A 17,295-nucleotide genomic window follows, 5' to 3' on the forward strand; every position below is an offset into this window, starting at 1 on the left:
CCACCACTGATCGTCCCGGGAGAGCACTGAATCAGCAGCCAGCCGGGCCTAGGATCGATGCGTGGACGTGGACGATCTGGCGCTGATTCCCCGACGCGCTTTGAACATGACAAGAGAGGCGCTCGCCGACACGCGCGTGGTCGTGATCAACGGGGCCCGTCAGGTCGGCAAGAGCACTCTGGCGCAGTCCATCGCCCGGGAGCGGGCCGACTCGTCAGAGTTGTACCTCGACCAGGCGGCCGTGCGCGCGGCGGCGCAGCAGGACCCGGACGGCCTCGTCCACCGAGAGGGGCTGCTGCTCATCGACGAGATCCAGCGCGTGCCCGAGTTGCTCCTGTCCATCAAACGGGAGGTGGACGCCGACCCCCGCCCGGGACGCTTCCTCCTGACCGGCTCCGCTCGTCTGCTGGGTCTCCGCGATCTGCCCGACGCCCTTCCCGGACGGACCGAGACGATCGAGCTATGGCCGCTGTCCCAGGGCGAGATCGAGCGGAGCCCGGACGCGTTCATCGACGCCGTCTTCGCGCACGGTGCGGACGCCGTGTTCCCGACGTCCGATCTCCGCAGGTCCGACTACCTCGACCGGGCTCTGCGGGGCGGCTACCCGGAGGCGGTCCACCGCGCCACCCATCGGAGAAGAGCGCGCTTCTTCGAGTCCTACATCTCCGACCTCATCAACCGGGACGTGAAGCAGGTCTCCGACATCGAGCATCCCTCGGACATGCGCCGCCTGCTGAACGTCCTGGCCGGCCGCATGGGAGGTCTGGCGGTGCTCGACAACGTCAGCGCCGATCTGGGCCTGCCCCGGACGACGGTCAAGAGGTATGTGGACCTGCTCGACCTCGTCTACGTCATCAGGCGCATCCCGGCCTGGTCGTCCAACGCCACCACGCGCGCGATCGCCACGCCGAAGCTGATCCTGGTCGACTCCGGCCTGGGTGCCCACCTCGCGGGTCTGACCCCGAGCCGGATGACCGACGTGACGGCACCCGTCGGGCCCCTGCTGGAGAACTTCGCTCTCGGAGAGCTCGCCCGTCAGCTCACGTGGTCGGAGGAGCCGGTCCGGCTCTATCACTATCGGGACCGGGACAGGATCGAGGTGGACGCGGTTCTCGAGCGAGCCTCGGGCGAGGTCGTCGGCATCGAGGTCAAGGCGTCCGAGACGGTCCGCGCCGAGGACTTCAAAGGTCTGCGCCACCTGCGGCGCAGGCTGGGTGATCGCCTGATCGCGGGGTTCGTCCTCTACACGGGCCGGCAGGCGCTGCCCTTCGGCGACGGGATGCGGGCCGTGCCGCTGTCGGCGCTCTGGGAGGCGCCGCCGGGCTGACGGGGAAAGCGGAGGCGGACGGGAATCGAACCCGCCAGGCCGAGGACCTCGGCCTCGTCGGTTTTGAAGACCGCGGGGGCCACCAGGCGCCCACACGCCTCCGTGAGAAACCTAGCCTGTACGGGGTAATGCTGAGACGTCGGGCCCCACGGGCGGCGCGGCGTGCCCGGGACGGCGAGAGGCGAGGGCGGGATGACCGAGACGAGCGAGCGGACCGCGATACGGCTGACGCAGTACGCCCACGGGGGCGGCTGCGCCTGCAAGATCCCACCGGGCGAGCTGGAGGGCATCGTGGCCGGGCTGATCACACCGGACACCGCCCGGGACGACCTGGTCATCGGCCTCGACGACGGCGACGACGCGGCCGTGGTGCGGATCGAGGGCGGCCGGGCGGTCGTCGCGACGGCCGACTTCTTCACGCCCGTCGTCGACGACCCGTACGACTGGGGGCGCATCGCGGCCACGAACGCCCTGTCCGACGTCTACGCCGTCGGCGGCGAGCCGGTCGTGGCGGTCAACCTGCTCGGCTGGCCCCGGGACACCCTGCCGATGGACCTGGTCACGGAGGTGCTCCGGGGCGGCCTGGACGTCGCGCGGGCCGCGGCCTGCCACCTCGCCGGAGGGCACAGCGTGGACGACCCCGAGCCCAAGTACGGCATGGCCGTCACCGGGCTCGCCGACCCCGAGCGGCTGCTGCGCATCGACGGCGGCCGGGCCGGGACGCCGATCTCCCTCACCAAGCCGCTGGGCGTGGGCGTGCTCAACACGCGGCATAAGGCGACCGGCGAGGTGTTCCCCCAGGCCGTCGCGGCGATGACGACCCTCAACCGGGACGCCTCCCGGGCCGCCCTGGCCGCCGGGATCTCCTGCGCCACCGACGTCACCGGCTTCGGCCTGCTCGGCCACCTGTACAAGCTCGCCCGCGCGAGCGGCGTCACCGCGGTGGTCGACGTCGCGGCCGTGCCGTACCTGGACGGGGCCCGCGAGGCGGTCAGGGACGGCTACGTGAGCGGCGGCACCAGGCGCAACCTCGCCTGGGTCGAGCCCCACCTGGACCCCGGCCGGTTCCGCGAGGAGGACCTGCTCCTGCTGGCCGACGCCCAGACGTCGGGCGGCCTGCTGGTCGCGGGCGAGGTCCCCGGCGCGCCGGTCGTCGGCGAGCTCGTCCCGCGCGAGGCAGCCGCCCTCCGCCTCGCCTGAGGCCCTCGGCACCGGTCGCGGCGAGGTGGTAGACCCGGGACATGCGACCTGAGCCCGGCGAGGTGCTGCATTTCTCTGAGGACCCCGACATCACCCGATTCGTTCCGCATGTGGCGGCCACGGCGCGGCAGCCGGAGGCGTATGTCTGGGCGGTGACGGCCGAGCGCTGTCCCGACTACTGGTTCCCCCGTCAGTGTCCGCGAGCCATGGCGTGGACGACCCCGGCGACCACGGACGACGACCGGGAACGGATCGTCGGACCGGGCTGCGGCGAGCGGGTCCACGCCATCGAGTACGGCTGGCTGGAGGCGTTCCTGACCGTCCGCCTGTACGCCTACCGGCTCCCTGCGGAGAAGTTCGTCCCGTTCGGAGAGCCGGTGCCGAACGCGGTGGTCGCGACCGAGTCCGTCGAACCCCTCGGGCCGCCCGACCCTGTCGGCGACCTGCTGCGCCTGCACGAGGAGGCCGGCATTCAGCTCAGGCTGCTGGACAACCTCTGGCCGTTCTGGGACGCGGTGACCACCAGTTCCCTGGGCTGGAGCGGCATCCGCCTCCGCAACGCCCGCCCCCGGCCGGCCTGAAGGAGCACGTCAGGGTTTGTTCAGATAGGTGAGGACGGCGAGGACCCGGCGGTTGTTGTCGCCGTCGTCGGTGATGCCGAGCTTGCCGAAGATGGAGGTCGTGTACTTGCTGATGGCGCTCTCACTGAGGAAGAGCCGCCGGCCGACGGCCTGATTGGACAACCCTTCCGCCATGAGGCCGAGCACGTCGTGTTCGCGTTCCGTGAGCCGTTCGAGCCGCAGGTTCGACGACCCGCTGGACAGCAGCTTGGCGATGACGGCCGGGTCCATGGCGGTCCCGCCACCGGCAATCCGTTCCAGAGCTTCGACGAACTGATCGGCGTCGAACACGCTCTCCTTGAGGAAGTAGCCGATGCCGCCGGTGCCGTCGGCCAGGAGTTCGCGGGCGTACAGCTGCTCGACGTGCTGGGAAAGGATCAGGATCGGCAGTCCGGGCAGCCGGCGGCGGGCGTCGAGAGCGGCCCGCAGACCCTCGTCCGACTGGGTCGGCGGCATGCGGACGTCGACGACCGCGACATCCGGCCGGTGTGTCAGCAGCGCGTCGAGCGTCTCAGGCCCGGTGGTCGCCGTCGCCACCACCTGGTGCCCGTACGCCTCGAGGAGGCGGACCATCCCGTCGCGCAGGAGGTAGAGGTCTTCGGCTACGACGATTCGCATGGCACGACCATTCTCACGCGGGTCGGACCGCCCGCCGGACTGGTGATCACCAGAGTGCCGTCGAAGACCGCGAGCCGGCGGCGCAGCCCGTCGAGTCCGCCCCCGGCGCGCACGTCGGCCCCGCCCCTGCCGTCGTCCTCAACGTCGACGACGATGCCGGTGCCGGTGCCGTCGCGGGCGATGGAGATCTGCGCGCGGGTGGCGCGGGCGTGCTTGGCCGCGTTGGTGAGCAGTTCGGCGACTCCGAAATACAGGGCGGACTCGATCGGCGGATCCAGGCGCAGCCGAAGGTCGGCGCTGACAGCGGCTTCGAGGGAGCTGTCCAGGGCGAGAGCGCGAACGGCGTCGACGAGCCCTCGCTCGGTCAGCACCGGCGGGCTGATTCCCCTGACCAGGTCGCGGAGCTCGGTCAGGGACGTGGCGGCCCCGGCTCGCGCGTCCCGCAGCAGCCCCTTGGCCCGGTCGGGGTCGGTCTCCATCAGCCTCTCCACGGTCGCCAAGGACATCCCGAGCGCGACCAGGCGCGCCTGCGCTCCGTCGTGCAGGTCCCGTTCGATGCGGCGGATCTCGGCGGCCTGCGCGACCGTCGTGTCCGCGCGCTGGGCCGTCAGCTCATCCACCCGGTCCGCCAGCGCCATCGCAGGCGACGGCCGCAGGAAACGGACGGCCACCCGCACGGCCGGCCGCCAGGCGTACGGGGCGGTGCCGATCGCCACGGCCACGCCGAGCACCCCGATGAGACGCATGAGGAACCCTGCGTGGCCGAACCCGACGATCGCCGCCACGACTCCGGCCGGCGGGACCGCCGCGATTGCCCCCATCGTGAGAGGTGCGACCACCACGAACCGCAGGTCGCACCAGGTGGCGGGATCGCTCCACCAGAGCCGCATCCTCTGGTCCCGGTGAGCATCCCGGCTGGTGCGCTCGTAGGAGTATCCGTTCCACCAGTATCCGGTCGACATGCGCACCACCGGCGTGGCCTGCCGATATCCGGCGGGAATGACGGTGCCCGTCCATTTGGCGACGACAGCGCGGACCATTCGGCAGACCGGGCGAGACAGGGCGAGCGTACCGATGCACGCCCACAGCAACGGCACTGTCCCCGGCCACGGGTTGCCGCCCCACCACCAGATCCACAGACCCGCGGCGGCGGCCCATACTGCCGGGACCAGCATGCTGACGACCAGCACGACGCACGCTCGCACGAACCCCACGGCGGCACTCGCCACCCACGACACCAGTTGCCGCATGATCCTTCCTTCGCGTTCCATGCCCTTGTTTCTCGAAGTGTCCAGCGATGCGCCGGTCCGGCCGGTACGGCGTGCTGGTTCCACTGTGTACCGCGCGCAGCCCGGCGCCCACCTGATCGGCCCCGGAGTAGGTCTGGCCCCACCCCTCCGTACGTCCAGACGCATACCGCGCCGCCCAACCGCTCCGTAGCGTCGAGACCACGACGAGGAGGAAGAAGGACATGACCACCATCGGCGACGCCCGCACCCACGAGGCCTTCGACATGACGAAGAAGTGCGTCACTCTCTACGGTGCGATCTGCACCATCACACTCGCGACGGTCGCCGTGGTGACGATCGGCGGACACATGGGGACCACGTTCATATGGGTCCGGGCAGTGATACTGCTCGCCGTCGCCCCGGTGCTCCACCGGCTGACCGTTCGTGCTGCACAGGGAGCGCGGCGCAGCTTCGAGCGCATGCGTACCGTCACCACCGTCATGCCGATCGCGGTCATCGGTATCGACCTGATCCCCGGCATCTGCCCGATGTGGTACGCCGTGATGCAGGCCATAGGCGTCCTGCCCCTGGTCGCGGTCGCTTTCATCCTCAACGGATCGGGACCACGCACCGCATTCCCCACGACGCGCTGACCCGCCGGCACGCTCCAGTCGCTCGGCCGGTGGCGGCTGCGGACAGGCCTCAGCGGCCGGGGACGGAGGCGGGGCGGCCGGCGTCGAGACGCTCGCGCTGGGGGACGACCGTGTACTTGGGGTCGACGGCGGAGACCCGGCCGGCCTCCAGGACGGCGAACCGGGTGCACAGGGCGCCGGCCGTGACCGCCAGCCCGGACAGGGCGGTGAGCGCGCGGCTGCGTCCCGCGACCGCGGCGAGCAGGCCGCCGCCCGCCGTGAGGACGCGCGAGGCCCGCATCAGCCGGCCCGCCTTCCCGGAGTGGTACGGCTCGCTCAGCATGCCGAGCCGCCGTTCCATGATCGCGCCGGCGGCCGTCTCCACGGCCGCGCCGAGCACGGTGGCGGCCCGCGCGGGGCCGGCCTGGGCGCGCGGCGTGGTGAGCATGGCCATCCCGCCCGCCGACGCCATCGCGCTGCCGGCGAACAGGAACGGCAGCTCGCGCCGCCCCTCGTGCCAGATCGGCACGGCGGTGTCGGCGAGGAGGACGGCCGTGTAGGTGGCCATGAGCGTGCCGGTCACGCCGCTCGCCAGGGACGCGGCGTCGCCCACGAGGGGCAGCACGCCGGTGACGGCCGAGGCGGCGCCGACCGCGGTCAGCCCGCCCTGCGCGGCCAGCGTCCACGAGCCGACGCTCATCGGGGAGCTGGTCTTGAACACCCGCAGCATGTTGAGGAACCGCTCGGGCCGGCCGAGCTCGGCGACGAGGAACGCGGCCCCGGCCGTCCCCCCGGCGAACGCGATCAGCCGCGAGGAGAACTCCAGCCGGCGGTCGCCGCTCAACCGGGCGACGGCGGCCATCGTGGACGCCGCACCCGAGAGGCCGCCGAGATAGAGGTACGTGGGCATGTGCGGCTCGTGCCAGATGGGCGGCTTGATGACGGGCTGGCCGTAGTACGACCGGAACTCGGCGTCCGGCACCATCTCGTCCCGGCGCCTCGGCATCAGGACCTCCTCAGGAAGCAGGCGGCCAGCGCGCCGGCCAGGCCGAACGCGGCGACGCCGGCCCAGCGCCACATCTCGCCCAGGTCCCGGGTCGTCACGACCGGGTCCGGGGGCAGTCCGTACGTCTCGGGCTCGTCGAGCAGCAGGAAGAACGCGCCGGCGCCGCCGACCCCGTTGTCCGGGTCCTCGCCGTACAGGCGGGCCTCGGTCATGCCCTCCGCGTGCAGCCGCTCGACCCGCTCCTCGGCCCGGACGCGCAGCTCCTCCAGCGGGCCGAACTGGATCGACTTCGTCGGGCACGCCTTCGCGCAGGCCGGCTCCAGCCCGCCGCGCAGCCGGTCGTAGCACATCGTGCACTTCCAGGCGCGGCCGTCCCGCTCCCGGCGGTCGATCACGCCGTACGGGCAGGCGGGCACGCAGTAGCCGCAGCCGTTGCACACGTCGGACTGCACGACGACGGTGTCGAACTCGGTGCGGAACAGCGCGCCGGTCGGGCAGACGTCGAGGCAGGCGGCGTGGGTGCAGTGCTTGCACACGTCGGACGACATGAGCCAGCGACTGTCCTGCTCGATGAACGCGACGTGCCGCCAGGTGTCGGCCCCGAGCGCGCCGGTGTTGTCGTAGGAGGTGGCCCGGAAGACGAACCCGTCGTCGGGCACGTCGTTCCACTCCTTGCAGGCGACCTCGCAGGCCTTGCACCCGATGCAGAGCGTGGTGTCGGTGAAGAAGCCCATCCGCTCAGCCATGGCGGTACCTCTCGATCAGCGCGAGCAGCGCCTGCCCCCTCGGGCGGCGGCCCGGCAGGATGTCGCACGTGCCGGCCTTGCTCTCCTGGATGTAGACGTTCGGGTCGAGCACGATCGGCGACAGGTCGTTCACCACGTCGCCGGTGACCAGCCCGCCGCCTCCGTAGCCCCAGTGGTACGGCATGACGATCTGGTGCACGGTGGTGCCGCCGAGGCGCAGCGGCCTGACCCGGCCGGTCACCAGCACCCGCATCTCGATGGCCGTGCGCTCGGTCACGACCGTCGCCCAGCCGCCGTTCTCCAGGCCGACCTCGGCGGCGAGCTCCGGCGAGACCTCGCAGAAGAGCGCGGGCTGCAGCTCCGCCAGATACGGCAGGGGCCTGCTCATGCCGCCCGCCGTGTGGTGCTCGGTGAGCCGGCTCGTGGTGAACACGTACGGGAAGCGCGACGACAGCGGCGGGTTGTACGGGTTCTCCGGCCGGTCGATCGTCCTGCGGGCCGGGTTCGACTGCCGGCCGTACAGGGTGTTGCGGATGGGCGACTCCTGCGGCTCGTAGTGGGCGGGCAGCGGGCCGTCGGCCAGGCCGCTCGGCACGTACAGCCAGCCCTTGCCGTCCGACTGCATGATGAACGGGTCGGTGCCGGCGAGCGCGTCCTGCGCCTTGGCCCCCTCAGGCGGCCGGTACGACGGGGGCTTGTCCTCCTCGAAGTCGGGCACGTCGGGGCCGGTCCACCGGCCCTTCTCGGCGTCCCAGTAGACGTACTTCTTCCGCTCGCTCCAGGGCCGGCCCTCGGGGTCGGCGGAGGCGCGGTTGTAGAGGATGCGCCGGTTGGCGGGCCACGCCCAGCCCCACTCCGGCGCCACCGGCCCCTGCTCGCCGCGGGGCTTGCGCCGCGCCGCCTGGTTGACGCCGTCGGCGTAGACGCCGCAGTAGATCCAGCAGCCGCAGCTCGTCGAGCCGTCCGGCTTCAGCTCGCGCAGCGACGCCAGCGGGCGGCCGTCGGCGTCCACGCCGCCGATCTCCCGCAGGACGGCCTCGGCCGACGGGTCCCGGTGCCTGCCCTCTTCGGGGTAGTCCCAGGTCAGCTCCATCACCGGACGGTCGATGCCGTCGCCGCCCAGGCGCTGCCTGATCAGCTTGCCGAGGTGGTAGTAGAACCACAGGTCGCTGCGGCAGTCGTCCGGCGGGTCGAGGGCCTTCTCCCGCCACTGCAGCAGCCGCTGCGTGTTGGTGAACGTGCCCTCCTTCTCCACGTGGCTCGCGGCCGGCATGAAGAACACCTCGGTGGCGATGTCCTCGGTGCGGAGCTCCCCGGTCTCGATCTCGGGGGCGTCCTTCCAGAACGACGCCGTCTCGACCACCATCAGGTCGCGGACGACGAGCCAGTCGAGGTTCGCCAGGCCGAGCCGCTGCGCCTTGCCGTTGGCGGAGCCGACGGCCGGGTTCTCCCCGACGACGAAGTAGCCCTTGACCTTCCCGTCGATCTGCCCCATCACCGTGGCGTAGTGGCCGTGGTCGCCGGTCAGCCGGGGGAGGTAGTCGAACCGGTAGTCGTTCTCCTCGGTCGCGCCGTCGCCCCACCACGCCTTGAGGAGGCTGACCACGTAGGCCCTGCGGTTGCCCCACCAGCCGGTGTCGCCGCCCTCGCGATCCAGGTAGTGGTCGAGCCCGTCGTGCCGGTGGGCGTGCGGCATCGCGATGTAGCCGGGCAGCAGGTTGAACAGCGTCGGGATGTCCGTGGAGCCCTGGATGCTCGCGTGGCCGCGCAGCGCCATGATGCCGCCGCCCGGCCGGCCCATGTTGCCGAGCAGGAGCTGGAGGATCGCGGCCGACCGGATGTACTGCACGCCGACCGAGTGCTGCGTCCAGCCCACCGAGTAGACCCAGGCCGTCGTCCGCTCGCGCCCCGAGTTGGCCGTGACCGCCTCGGCCAGCTCGGCGAACTGCTCCGGGGAGATCCCGCACAGCTCGGCCACCCGTTCCGGCGTGTACCGCGAGAAGTGCCGCTTGAGGATCTGGTAGACGCAGCGGGGATGGCTGAGCGTCGGGTCGGTCGGCGGCGTGGCCGTGCTCCCCGCGCCCCGGGCGCCGTACGAGTCGGACCCGGCCGCCTCGGCGTGGCGGGGGTCGCCCTCGCTCATCTCCTCGGTCTTGCCCGTGTCCCCCTCGTACGCCCAGCTCGTGGTGTCGTACCGGCCGCTCTCCGGGTCGTACCCCGAGAACAGGCCGTCGAGGTCCTCGGTGTCGCGGAACTCCTCCGACACGATCGTGGCCGCGTTCGTGTAGGCCAGGACGTACTCGCGGAAGTCGAGCCCGTTGGTCAGCACGTGGTTGATCAGCGCGCCGATCAGGACGATGTCCGTGCCCGCGCGGATCTGCAGGTAGCGGTCGACGGTCGCACTGGTGCGGCTGAAGCGCGGGTCGATGTGGAAGACCTTCGCGCCACGCTCGCGCGCCTCCATCACCCACTGGTACCCCACCGGGTGGCACTCGGCCATGTTGGAGCCCTGGATGACGATGCAGTCAGCGTTGGCGAGATCCTGCTGGTACTGCGTCGCACCGCCGCGACCGAAGCTGGTCCCCAGACCGGGGACGGTGGAGGAGTGTCATATGCGCGCCTGGTTCTCGACCTGGATCGCACCGAGGGCGGTGTACAGCTTCTTCATCAGGTAGTTCTCTTCGTTGTCGAGCGTCGCCCCGCCCAGGCTGGCGATGCCCAACGTGCGCCTGACCTCCTTGCCGTCGTGCGTCTGCTCCCAGGTCTCCCTGCGCGTGCGCACGACGCGATCGGCGATCATGTCCATGGCGGTCTCGAGGTCGAGCCGCTCCCACTCGGTGCCGTACGGCCGCCGGTAGAGGACGTGCGTCTGACGGCCGGGATGGGTGACCAGCTGCTTGCTCGCCGAGCCCTTGGGGCACAGACGCCCGCGGGAGATCGGGGAGTCGGGGTCGCCCTCGATCTGGCTGACCTTGCCGTCCTTGACGTAGACGAGCTGGCCGCAGCCGACCGCGCAGTAGGGGCAGACGGACCGGGCGACCGTGTCGGCCTCCTCGACGCGCGGCCGCAGGGCGTCGGTACGCCGCGAACGCGCCGCCTCCCGCCTGCCGTCCTCTCCTTGGAGCTGGCGCACCACCGGCCAGCGGGAGATCCATCCACCTGCCACGACGGCGTTCCTGCCCCCATATCTTGCGCGCTAATCACCCGTTTCGGACCATTGTTACCGCGCCTTCGGGCCGCGCCGCAAGGACGGCGGGCTCCTGGAGCCGCGCGCCGTGCCGCGGAATCGGCCGCCGAAACGAGACCCGCGGCAGGTGTAGGCCGCTCAGGGCGGGCACTAACCCCGGATCGGACACACGTCGTACGGGGACGTGCACACCATCCACCACCACCGCGTTCGGGCCGCCGGGAGCGCGCCCCCGAACGCGCACGCAGAGGAATGCCATGAGCGACGATCAGACCGATTGGGCGAGGAACCTGGAGAGGGCGGCGGAACTGGCGGCGCGGGAGTTCGGCGCGGCCGTCGAGAAGGCGGGCCGCGCCCTCGGGAAGGCGGTGCAGCAGGCCGGCCGCACCGCCAAGGCGCAGGCGGCGATGGGGGCGGCCTTCCAGGCGGATCTGGAGGGGCTGGAGCGGGTTCTCCGGGGCCTGCCTGCCGAGTATCTGCGGGAGATCTCGGCGGCCGGAGCCGTGGTCACCGCGACCGCCGACCGCATCCTCTCCCAGACCCCGACGACGGACGACGACCTGTGACGGCGTGCCCGGCGCGACGATCGCGCCGGGCACGCCGTCGTGCCGGTCAGGGCTCGGAGACGGCGCCCGCCGGAAGCACCAGCCCGGCCCTGCGCCGGGCGAGCCGGACGTACACGAGCGCGGCGACGGTCACCAGCAGCGGCCAGACGAGGTAGACCCCCGACGCCGCCACCAGCAGGACGACCGCAGCGAGCGCCAGCAGGGCGGCCGTCCTGGCCGGCCCGCGCGGCAGCAGGCGGATGGCCGCGGCCACGCCGACCGCGTAGACCGCGACGAACGAGCCGTTCGTCATCAGCACGAGCGGGCGGATGCCGGTCCCGACGACGTAGACGACGGCCAGGGCGAGGAACGACAGGACCGCGACCACCGCGAGGCTGCGCCGCGGGACCTCGCCCGCGACGCTGCCCCGGGTGAGCCACGCGGGGAGGGCGCCGTCCCGGCCGAGGGCGGCGCCGAGCTTGGCCGCCCCCGCCCAGTAGGCGTTCATCGCGCCGAGCGTGAGCAGCAGCGCGGCCACGGCGGCGAGCAGCCGCGCGCTGCCGCCGATCCCCAGGGCGAGCAGGTCGCCGAGGGGCGCCCGGGCGTCCGCGGCGGCCGGGCCGAGGACCGCGACCGTCGCGAACGCCACCGACAGGTAGAGCAGGCCGACCAGGACGACCGCGGCCGCCGTGGCCCGGGGCAGGTCCCTGGCCGGCCGGCGGAACTCGCCGGCGAGGTGGGTGATGGCCTCCCATCCCGCGAAGCTCCACACGAGCAGCGCCGCCGCCGACCCGACCGCCCCCAGCCCGTGGGGGGCGAACGGACGGAGGTTGTCGAGCCGCGCGTGCGGGAGCGACAGGGCGACCGCGACGACCAGCAGCGCGACCAGCAGGCCGGCCAGGGCGAGCTGCACCCGCCCGGTGACCCGCAGCCCCGACGCGTTCGAGACGGTCACGATCACCATGAGCCCGGCCGCCGTCAGCGTGGCGACGCCGGTGCCCCCGCCGAGTGCCGAGGCCGCGTACTCGCCCCCGAACAGCGCCGCCGCGGCGGCGCTGGGCGGGACGGCGAAGTAGAAGCACCAGCCGACGACGGTCGCGGCCCGGTCCCCGAACGCGAGGCGGGCGTAGGTGGAGACGCCGCCCGCGTCCGGGTGGCGGGCGCCGAGCGCCGCGAAGGCGGCGGCCAGCGGAGCGGACAGGACCACCAGGCCCAGCCAGGCCAGCAGCGACGCCGGCCCGGCGGCCTGGGCGGCGAGTGCCGGCAGGGCGATGACGCCCGTGCCGAGCACCGCACCGACGTACATGGCGGTGCCCTGGGCCACCGTGAGGCGGCCGGCGGGGGTGACGTGCGTCCGTGCCATGTGCGTTCACCTTCCGGAAGGGGTGGGGGGAACGTGCCTGACAGAGGTCGACCGCGCCGTCCGGTCAGCCGGAGACGCTGAACTCCAGCCCGGCGGGCAGATCGGAACGGCGGGTGACGTTGAGCTTGCGGTAGATCCGGGTCAGGTGCTGCTCGACCGTGCTGACCGTGATGTACAGCTTGTCGGCGATCTCGCGGTTGGTGTAGCCGACGGCCGCCAGCGCCGCGACCCGGCGCTCCGCCTCGCTGAGGGCGGCGCCGGCCTCGGCCGTCGTCCGCGCCGGCTGGGCGGGCTCGGCCTGCTCGTCCGGGGACAGCGCCCGGACCAGCGGGACGGCCTCGCACTCCTCGGCGATCCGCTGGGCCTGACGGGCCACGGTGCGGGCCCGGCGCAGCTCGCCGACCGCCTGGTAGGCGTCGGCTAGGTCCACCAGCGCACGGGCCAGCTCGTACTGGTCGCCGCTCGCCTGCAGCATGTCCGCGGCGCGGCGCAGCAGCGGGGGACGCTGCCGGGGTTCGCTCGCCGCCGCCATCAGACGCGTGCCGATGCCACGGCTCCGGGACGGCCCGGGGGTCGCCTTGGCCAGGTGCTCCTCCAGCAGCGGCCGGGCGCGCTCGGGACGGCCCAGCGCGACGAGGGCCTCGGCCGCGCCCGTCCGCCAGGACACGAGCCCGGGGCTGTCGAGGCTCCAGGAACCCATGAGCTCGCCGCAGGTCTGGAAGTCCCGCAGCGCCATGACGTGGTCGCCGGTCGCCAGGTGGTACCGCCCCCGGGCGTTGAGGTAGTGGAGGCCGTACCGGGTCTGGAGCATCGACTCGGGCACCGGGTGGCCCACCACCTGGACCGCCTCGTCGAGCCGGCCCATCGCGACGACGGCGGACAGCAGCACCGACAGCGGGCCGCCGACGGCCACCCCCCAGCTCGACGCGGGGATCAGCCGCAGGGCCATCTGGGCCAGGCTCTCGGCGCCCTCGAGGTCGCCCTGCCGCAGGCTGATCTCCGCGCGCAGCGCGGCGAGGCGGGCCTGGCGGCTGGGGGCGCGGCGGGTGCCGGCCTCCTCGATGAACAGGTCGCACCAGGGCGCCGCCTTGTCCGGGCGCTCGGCGTAGATCAGGGCGAGCAGCGCGCACTCGACCGCGTCCATCGACATGTCGTCCAGCCGCGAGGAGCGCAGGATCCGCTCCACGTCGGCCAGCGTCTCCGGGCGCGGGCCCTTGGTCAGCACCCCGGCGAGCGCGGTGGCGGCCTCCAGCCGACCGATCACGGCCGACGACGGAGGGGACTGGATGCTCACGTCGGTCACCCGGGGGATGTGCGCGAGGAACGGCGTGTAGGAGCAGCGCAGCCACGGGCGAGCGGCCCGGATCTCGGCCACCGTCTCGGCGTCCATGATCGAGCCGATCCTGCCGATGTGGTCGAGCACGTCGCGGGCGTCGTCGAAGCGGCCGTGCCAGAGCAGCGCCTTGGCCAGCACCACGGCGTCGGAGCCGCGCAGGTGTCCCTTGTGCATGGCGTCGGTCAGCGCGTCGAGGTGCGCCGCCGGGGCGCTCGGGTTGAGCCGCCACTCGGCCCGTACGAGAGTGGTCTTGATCGTGGCCCGCCGCTGGTCGTCGGTGCAGGCCCGGTCGGCCAGCCGCAGGTAGTCGACGGCCGGCTCCACCCGGCCCTCGCTGAGCGCCTGGCGGGCGGCCTCCTCCAGCACCGACACGGCCCAGGGGCCGCCGTTGTGGGAGGCGGTCAGCAGGTGCTCGGCGACGACGGAGGCCGCCGCCCCCTGGCCGTACGCGATCTCGGCGGCCCTGCGGTGCAGGTCGACCCGGTCGGGGACGTCGAGGTCGGCGAGGACGGCCGCCCGGGCCTCCTCGTGCCGGAACCGCAGGTCGGTCCCGACCAGCCCGGCCACCTGGAGCGAGTGGAGGGCCTGGACGACGAAGCCGGCCTCGAGGTCGAGCAGCCGGTCGAGGAAGTCGGGCTCCCCCAGCACGGCGAGCCCGCGGGCGACCCGCGACAGCCGGGGGTGTGCCCGGCGCAGGCACGACAGCACGGCCTGGCGGTAGCCGTCGCCGACCGCGATCTCGTCGGGCTCCTGATCGGGCCGCGCGGCGGCCGTGTGGTCCTCCAGCAGGGCGTTCACCAGCAGCGGGTTGCCGCCGCTGGCCGCGTGCCAGTCGGAGGCCAGCCGGCGGGCCAGGCCGTCGCCCACGACGTCGGAGGTCATGATCTCGACGCCCTCGCGGGACAGCGGCGACAGCTGGAACCGGCGGCAGTGCGGCTGGCGCAGCAGCTCGGTCTGGAACAGCGTCGGGGCGTTCCACGTCTCCTCCGACTGGCTGAAGATCGCCAGGATGTGGGCGAAGCGCAGCCGGCGGGCGAGGTAGGCCAGGCAGAGCAGCGAGGCGCGGTCGGCGTGCTGGACGTCGTCCACCACGATCATCAGCGGGTGCCGCTCCGCGAGTTCGAGCAGGACCATGCACAGGGCGTGGACGATGTGGGCGTCCACCTGGTCCACGTGGTCGGCCAGCGGGTCGGCCGACATGGCGCAGCGGGCGCCCTCGTGGAGCAGGTTGCGGGTGCGCTCCTCCTCGTCCGGGGTGAGCGGCGCGTTGTGCAGGATCTGGGAGAGCACGGCCAGGGCCAGGCCCGTCTCCGACTGGGAGCACGACGCGGTCAGCGCCAGCGCCCCGTGTTCGAGTGCGTCCTCGACCAGAGTGTTCAGCAAGGCCGTCTTGCCGCTCGCGACCGCGCCGCTGACGATCGCGATCTTCCCTCTGCCTGTCACGGCGTCGGCCAGCAGGTCCTCCAGGGAGGCCAACACCTCTTCTCGCTCGACCAGGGCCATAATGAGCCTCCCGTGAATTCGATGGGGCATTCCGACCGGCGGTGGCGGGATTCGGCCCGGCCGCCCGCCTGGTCTTGTCTCACAATTGCGCTTGACTTGCAGTAAGTAAGTCAGATAAGTCAGAGGGTCAGCCCGCGAGCGCTATTTCCCGAACGGAGCTCTGGCCGGCGCGGGCCAGGGCCGACCGCACGGCGGCGAAGGACGCGGCCACCACGTCGGCGTCGAGCCCGGCGCCCCAGACGGTCCGCCCCTCGATGGAGCACTCGGCGTAGACGGCCACCTCGGCGCCCGCGGGCTCCTCGGCCCCCGTCTCGACACCGGTGCGGTGGACCACCTGGACGTCGACGTTCCAGACCGCGAGCCGCGCGCCGAGCGTGCGGATCGCGTCGGCCCGGGCGCCGGTGACGCGGAAGCGCGCCCCGTCGACGTACAGGGTGGTGGCGATGGGACGGCCGCCGATGCCGAGGGGGACGGTCGGCTCGGTCCTGGACAGGTACTCGTCGTCGAACATGGCGCGCACCTCCGAGGGGGTGATCTCCCCGCCGGAGCCGTCGGCCCGGCCCTGCACCACCTGGGCGAAGTCGGCCTGCAGGCCCTTCGGCAGGTTGAGCCCGTGCCAGGCGCTCAGGATGTACGCGACGCCCCCCTTGCCCGACTGGCTGTTGATGCGGACGACGGCCTCGTACGTGCGGCCCACGTCCTTGGGGTCGATCGGCAGGTACGGCATGCGCCAGGGCATGTCGTCGATCTCCACGCCCGCCTCGGCCGCCTCGACGGCCAGGGCGTCGAAGCCCTTCTTGATGGCGTCCTGGTGGGAGCCGGAGAAGGCCGTGTAGACGAGGTCGCCGCCGTACGGGTGGCGGGGGGCGACCTGCATCTCGTTGCAGTACTCGACAGTCCGCCGGATCTCGGTGATGTCGGAGAAGTCGATCTTCGGGTCCACGCCGTGGGTGAGCATGTTCAGCCCGAGCGTGACGAGGCAGACGTTGCCGGCCCGCTCGCCGTTGCCGAACAGGCAGCCCTCGATGCGCTGGGCGCCGGCCAGCAGCGCGAGCTCCGAGGCCGCCACGCCGGTCCCGCGGTCGTTGTGCGGGTGGATGGACAGGCACACGTTCTCGCGGTGGGACAGGTTCCGGTCGAGCCACTCGATCTGGTCGGCGAAGACGTGCGGGAGCGAGCGCTCGACGGTGGTCGGGAAGTTGAGGATGATCTCCCTGCCGGGCTCGGGCTGCCAGACGTCCATGACGGCCTCGCAGACCTCGAGCGCGAACTCGGGCTCGGTCTCGTTGAACAGCTCGGGCGAGTACTGGAAGCCGAGGTCGCAGCCGGCCAGCGTCGCCTCGGCGTACTTCATCATGAGCCGGGTGCCCTCGACGGCGAGGTCCTTGCACTCCTCTCGGGTCATGCCGAACACCACGCGGCGGAACAGCGGGGCGGTCGCGTTGTAGAGGTGGATCGTGGCCCGCGGCGCGCCGGCGAGGCTCTCGACCGTGCGCCGGATCAGCTCGTCCCTGGCCTGCACGAGGACGGAGATCCGGACGTCGTCGGGGATGCGGTCCTCCTCGATGAGCATCCGGACGAAGTCGTGGTCGTCCTGGCTGGCGACCGGGAAGCCGACCTCGATCTCCTTGTAGCCCATGCGGACCAGCAGCTCGAACATGGCGAGCTTGCGGGCGGGGCTCATCGGGTTGACCAGGGACTGGTTCCCGTCGCGCAGGTCCGTGGACAGCCAGCGCGGGGCGGCCTCGATGGTGCGGTCCGGCCAGGTGCGGTCGGGCAGCCGGACGGGGGTGAAGGCCGAGTAACGCTGAACGGAAGGAGTGGCACCCATGATGACGAATTCCTTTCTCGGCGGTGACGCGGCATGGCCCGTCCGGATTTGCAACCGGCCATTTTTGGAGCCGCCCCACGATCCCCGCCAATTCCTGGGAACCGCCCCTCACTGGCTGTTCCAAAAACTGGTGATTCGTTGACCGGCACATC

13 protein-coding genes and 1 tRNA gene are annotated in these 17,295 nt (G+C 72.3%); 5 read left to right on the top strand and 9 right to left on the bottom strand.

Annotation, left to right across the window (positions count from 1 at the left end):
- Positions 1-61: 61 nt before the first annotated feature.
- Complete coding sequence (locus Mco01_RS19840) at positions 62-1,327, top strand: ATP-binding protein (RefSeq protein WP_204058390.1); 1,266 nt, start codon at positions 62-64, stop codon at positions 1,325-1,327.
- An 8-nt stretch (positions 1,328-1,335) separates the two neighbouring features.
- Here Mco01_RS19840 and Mco01_RS19845 read toward each other — a convergent pair.
- Positions 1,336-1,429: transfer RNA gene (locus tag Mco01_RS19845), tRNA-Sec, on the bottom strand.
- Between the two features lie 90 nt (positions 1,430-1,519).
- Between Mco01_RS19845 and selD the strand changes: the two genes are divergently transcribed.
- Entirely contained in the window at positions 1,520-2,527 is a 1,008-nt protein-coding gene (selD, locus tag Mco01_RS19850; RefSeq protein ID WP_204058391.1) for a selenide, water dikinase SelD, read from the top strand.
- Positions 2,528-2,568: 41 nt separating this feature from the next.
- Entirely contained in the window at positions 2,569-3,108 is a 540-nt protein-coding gene (locus Mco01_RS19855; RefSeq protein ID WP_204058392.1) for a DUF6886 family protein, read from the top strand.
- Positions 3,109-3,117: 9 nt separating this feature from the next.
- Here the strand turns inward: Mco01_RS19855 and Mco01_RS19860 are convergent, their stop codons facing one another.
- Positions 3,118-3,765 carry a response regulator transcription factor gene (locus tag Mco01_RS19860; RefSeq protein WP_204058393.1) on the bottom strand — a complete coding sequence of 216 codons (648 nt, stop codon included), beginning with the start codon at positions 3,763-3,765 and terminating at the stop codon, positions 3,118-3,120.
- Entirely contained in the window at positions 3,750-5,015 is a 1,266-nt protein-coding gene (locus Mco01_RS19865; protein ID WP_204058394.1) for a sensor histidine kinase, read from the bottom strand. Before Mco01_RS19865 ends, Mco01_RS19860 begins: the two co-directional genes overlap by 16 nt.
- A 221-nt stretch (positions 5,016-5,236) precedes the next feature.
- On the opposite strand from Mco01_RS19865, the gene Mco01_RS19870 reads away from it, so the two are divergent.
- On the top strand, positions 5,237-5,647 hold the full coding sequence (locus tag Mco01_RS19870) for a hypothetical protein (protein WP_204058395.1): 411 nt from the start codon (positions 5,237-5,239) through the stop codon (positions 5,645-5,647).
- 49 nt (positions 5,648-5,696) lie between these two features.
- On the opposite strand, the gene nrfD is transcribed toward Mco01_RS19870, so the two are convergent.
- The 3 genes from nrfD to fdh are packed head-to-tail and all read right to left on the bottom strand — an operon-like array spanning position 5,697 to position 10,544.
- Positions 5,697-6,632: an NrfD/PsrC family molybdoenzyme membrane anchor subunit gene (gene nrfD, locus Mco01_RS19875; RefSeq protein WP_239103752.1), complete on the bottom strand. Its 936-nt coding sequence runs from the start codon at positions 6,630-6,632 to the stop codon at positions 5,697-5,699.
- Positions 6,632-7,378: a 4Fe-4S dicluster domain-containing protein gene (locus tag Mco01_RS19880; RefSeq protein ID WP_204058396.1), complete on the bottom strand. Its 747-nt coding sequence runs from the start codon at positions 7,376-7,378 to the stop codon at positions 6,632-6,634. Before Mco01_RS19880 ends, nrfD begins: the two co-directional genes overlap by 1 nt.
- Entirely contained in the window at positions 7,371-10,544 is a 3,174-nt protein-coding gene (fdh, locus tag Mco01_RS19885) for a formate dehydrogenase (RefSeq protein ID WP_239103753.1), read from the bottom strand. Before fdh ends, Mco01_RS19880 begins: the two co-directional genes overlap by 8 nt.
- Before the next feature lie 278 nt (positions 10,545-10,822).
- Between fdh and Mco01_RS19890 the strand changes: the two genes are divergently transcribed.
- Positions 10,823-11,131: a hypothetical protein gene (locus Mco01_RS19890; protein ID WP_204058397.1), complete on the top strand. Its 309-nt coding sequence runs from the start codon at positions 10,823-10,825 to the stop codon at positions 11,129-11,131.
- Positions 11,132-11,177: 46 nt separating this feature from the next.
- Here the strand turns inward: Mco01_RS19890 and Mco01_RS19895 are convergent, their stop codons facing one another.
- The 3 genes from Mco01_RS19895 to leuA all read right to left on the bottom strand — a co-directional run bounded on the left by Mco01_RS19895 (position 11,178) and on the right by leuA (position 17,143).
- Positions 11,178-12,473, bottom strand: a complete 1,296-nt coding sequence (locus Mco01_RS19895; RefSeq protein ID WP_204058398.1) for an APC family permease — start codon at positions 12,471-12,473, stop codon at positions 11,178-11,180.
- Between the two features lie 64 nt (positions 12,474-12,537).
- Entirely contained in the window at positions 12,538-15,312 is a 2,775-nt protein-coding gene (locus tag Mco01_RS19900) for a helix-turn-helix transcriptional regulator (RefSeq protein WP_036324284.1), read from the bottom strand.
- A 127-nt stretch (positions 15,313-15,439) separates the two neighbouring features.
- Entirely contained in the window at positions 15,440-17,143 is a 1,704-nt protein-coding gene (gene leuA, locus Mco01_RS19905; protein WP_204058399.1) for a 2-isopropylmalate synthase, read from the bottom strand.
- Positions 17,144-17,295 lie beyond the last annotated feature (152 nt).

Source organism: Microbispora corallina (assembly GCF_016863035.1).
Classification (GTDB): domain Bacteria; phylum Actinomycetota; class Actinomycetes; order Streptosporangiales; family Streptosporangiaceae; genus Microbispora; species Microbispora corallina.

Excerpts from the sequence above, each read along its gene's own strand:
- selD (WP_204058391.1), top strand. The coding sequence starts at position 1,520 with ATGACCGAGACGAGCGAGCGGACCGCGATACGGCTGACGCAGTACGCC.
- Mco01_RS19855 (WP_204058392.1), top strand. The coding sequence starts at position 2,569 with ATGCGACCTGAGCCCGGCGAGGTGCTGCATTTCTCTGAGGACCCCGAC.
- Mco01_RS19860 (WP_204058393.1), bottom strand. The coding sequence starts at position 3,765 with ATGCGAATCGTCGTAGCCGAAGACCTCTACCTCCTGCGCGACGGGATG.
- Mco01_RS19865 (WP_204058394.1), bottom strand. The coding sequence starts at position 5,015 with ATGCGGCAACTGGTGTCGTGGGTGGCGAGTGCCGCCGTGGGGTTCGTG.
- Mco01_RS19870 (WP_204058395.1), top strand. The coding sequence starts at position 5,237 with ATGACCACCATCGGCGACGCCCGCACCCACGAGGCCTTCGACATGACG.
- nrfD (WP_239103752.1), bottom strand. The coding sequence starts at position 6,632 with ATGCCGAGGCGCCGGGACGAGATGGTGCCGGACGCCGAGTTCCGGTCG.
- Mco01_RS19880 (WP_204058396.1), bottom strand. The coding sequence starts at position 7,378 with ATGGCTGAGCGGATGGGCTTCTTCACCGACACCACGCTCTGCATCGGG.
- Mco01_RS19890 (WP_204058397.1), top strand. The coding sequence starts at position 10,823 with ATGAGCGACGATCAGACCGATTGGGCGAGGAACCTGGAGAGGGCGGCG.
- Mco01_RS19895 (WP_204058398.1), bottom strand. The coding sequence starts at position 12,473 with ATGGCACGGACGCACGTCACCCCCGCCGGCCGCCTCACGGTGGCCCAG.
- Mco01_RS19900 (WP_036324284.1), bottom strand. The coding sequence starts at position 15,312 with ATGGCCCTGGTCGAGCGAGAAGAGGTGTTGGCCTCCCTGGAGGACCTG.
- leuA (WP_204058399.1), bottom strand. The coding sequence starts at position 17,143 with ATGGGTGCCACTCCTTCCGTTCAGCGTTACTCGGCCTTCACCCCCGTC.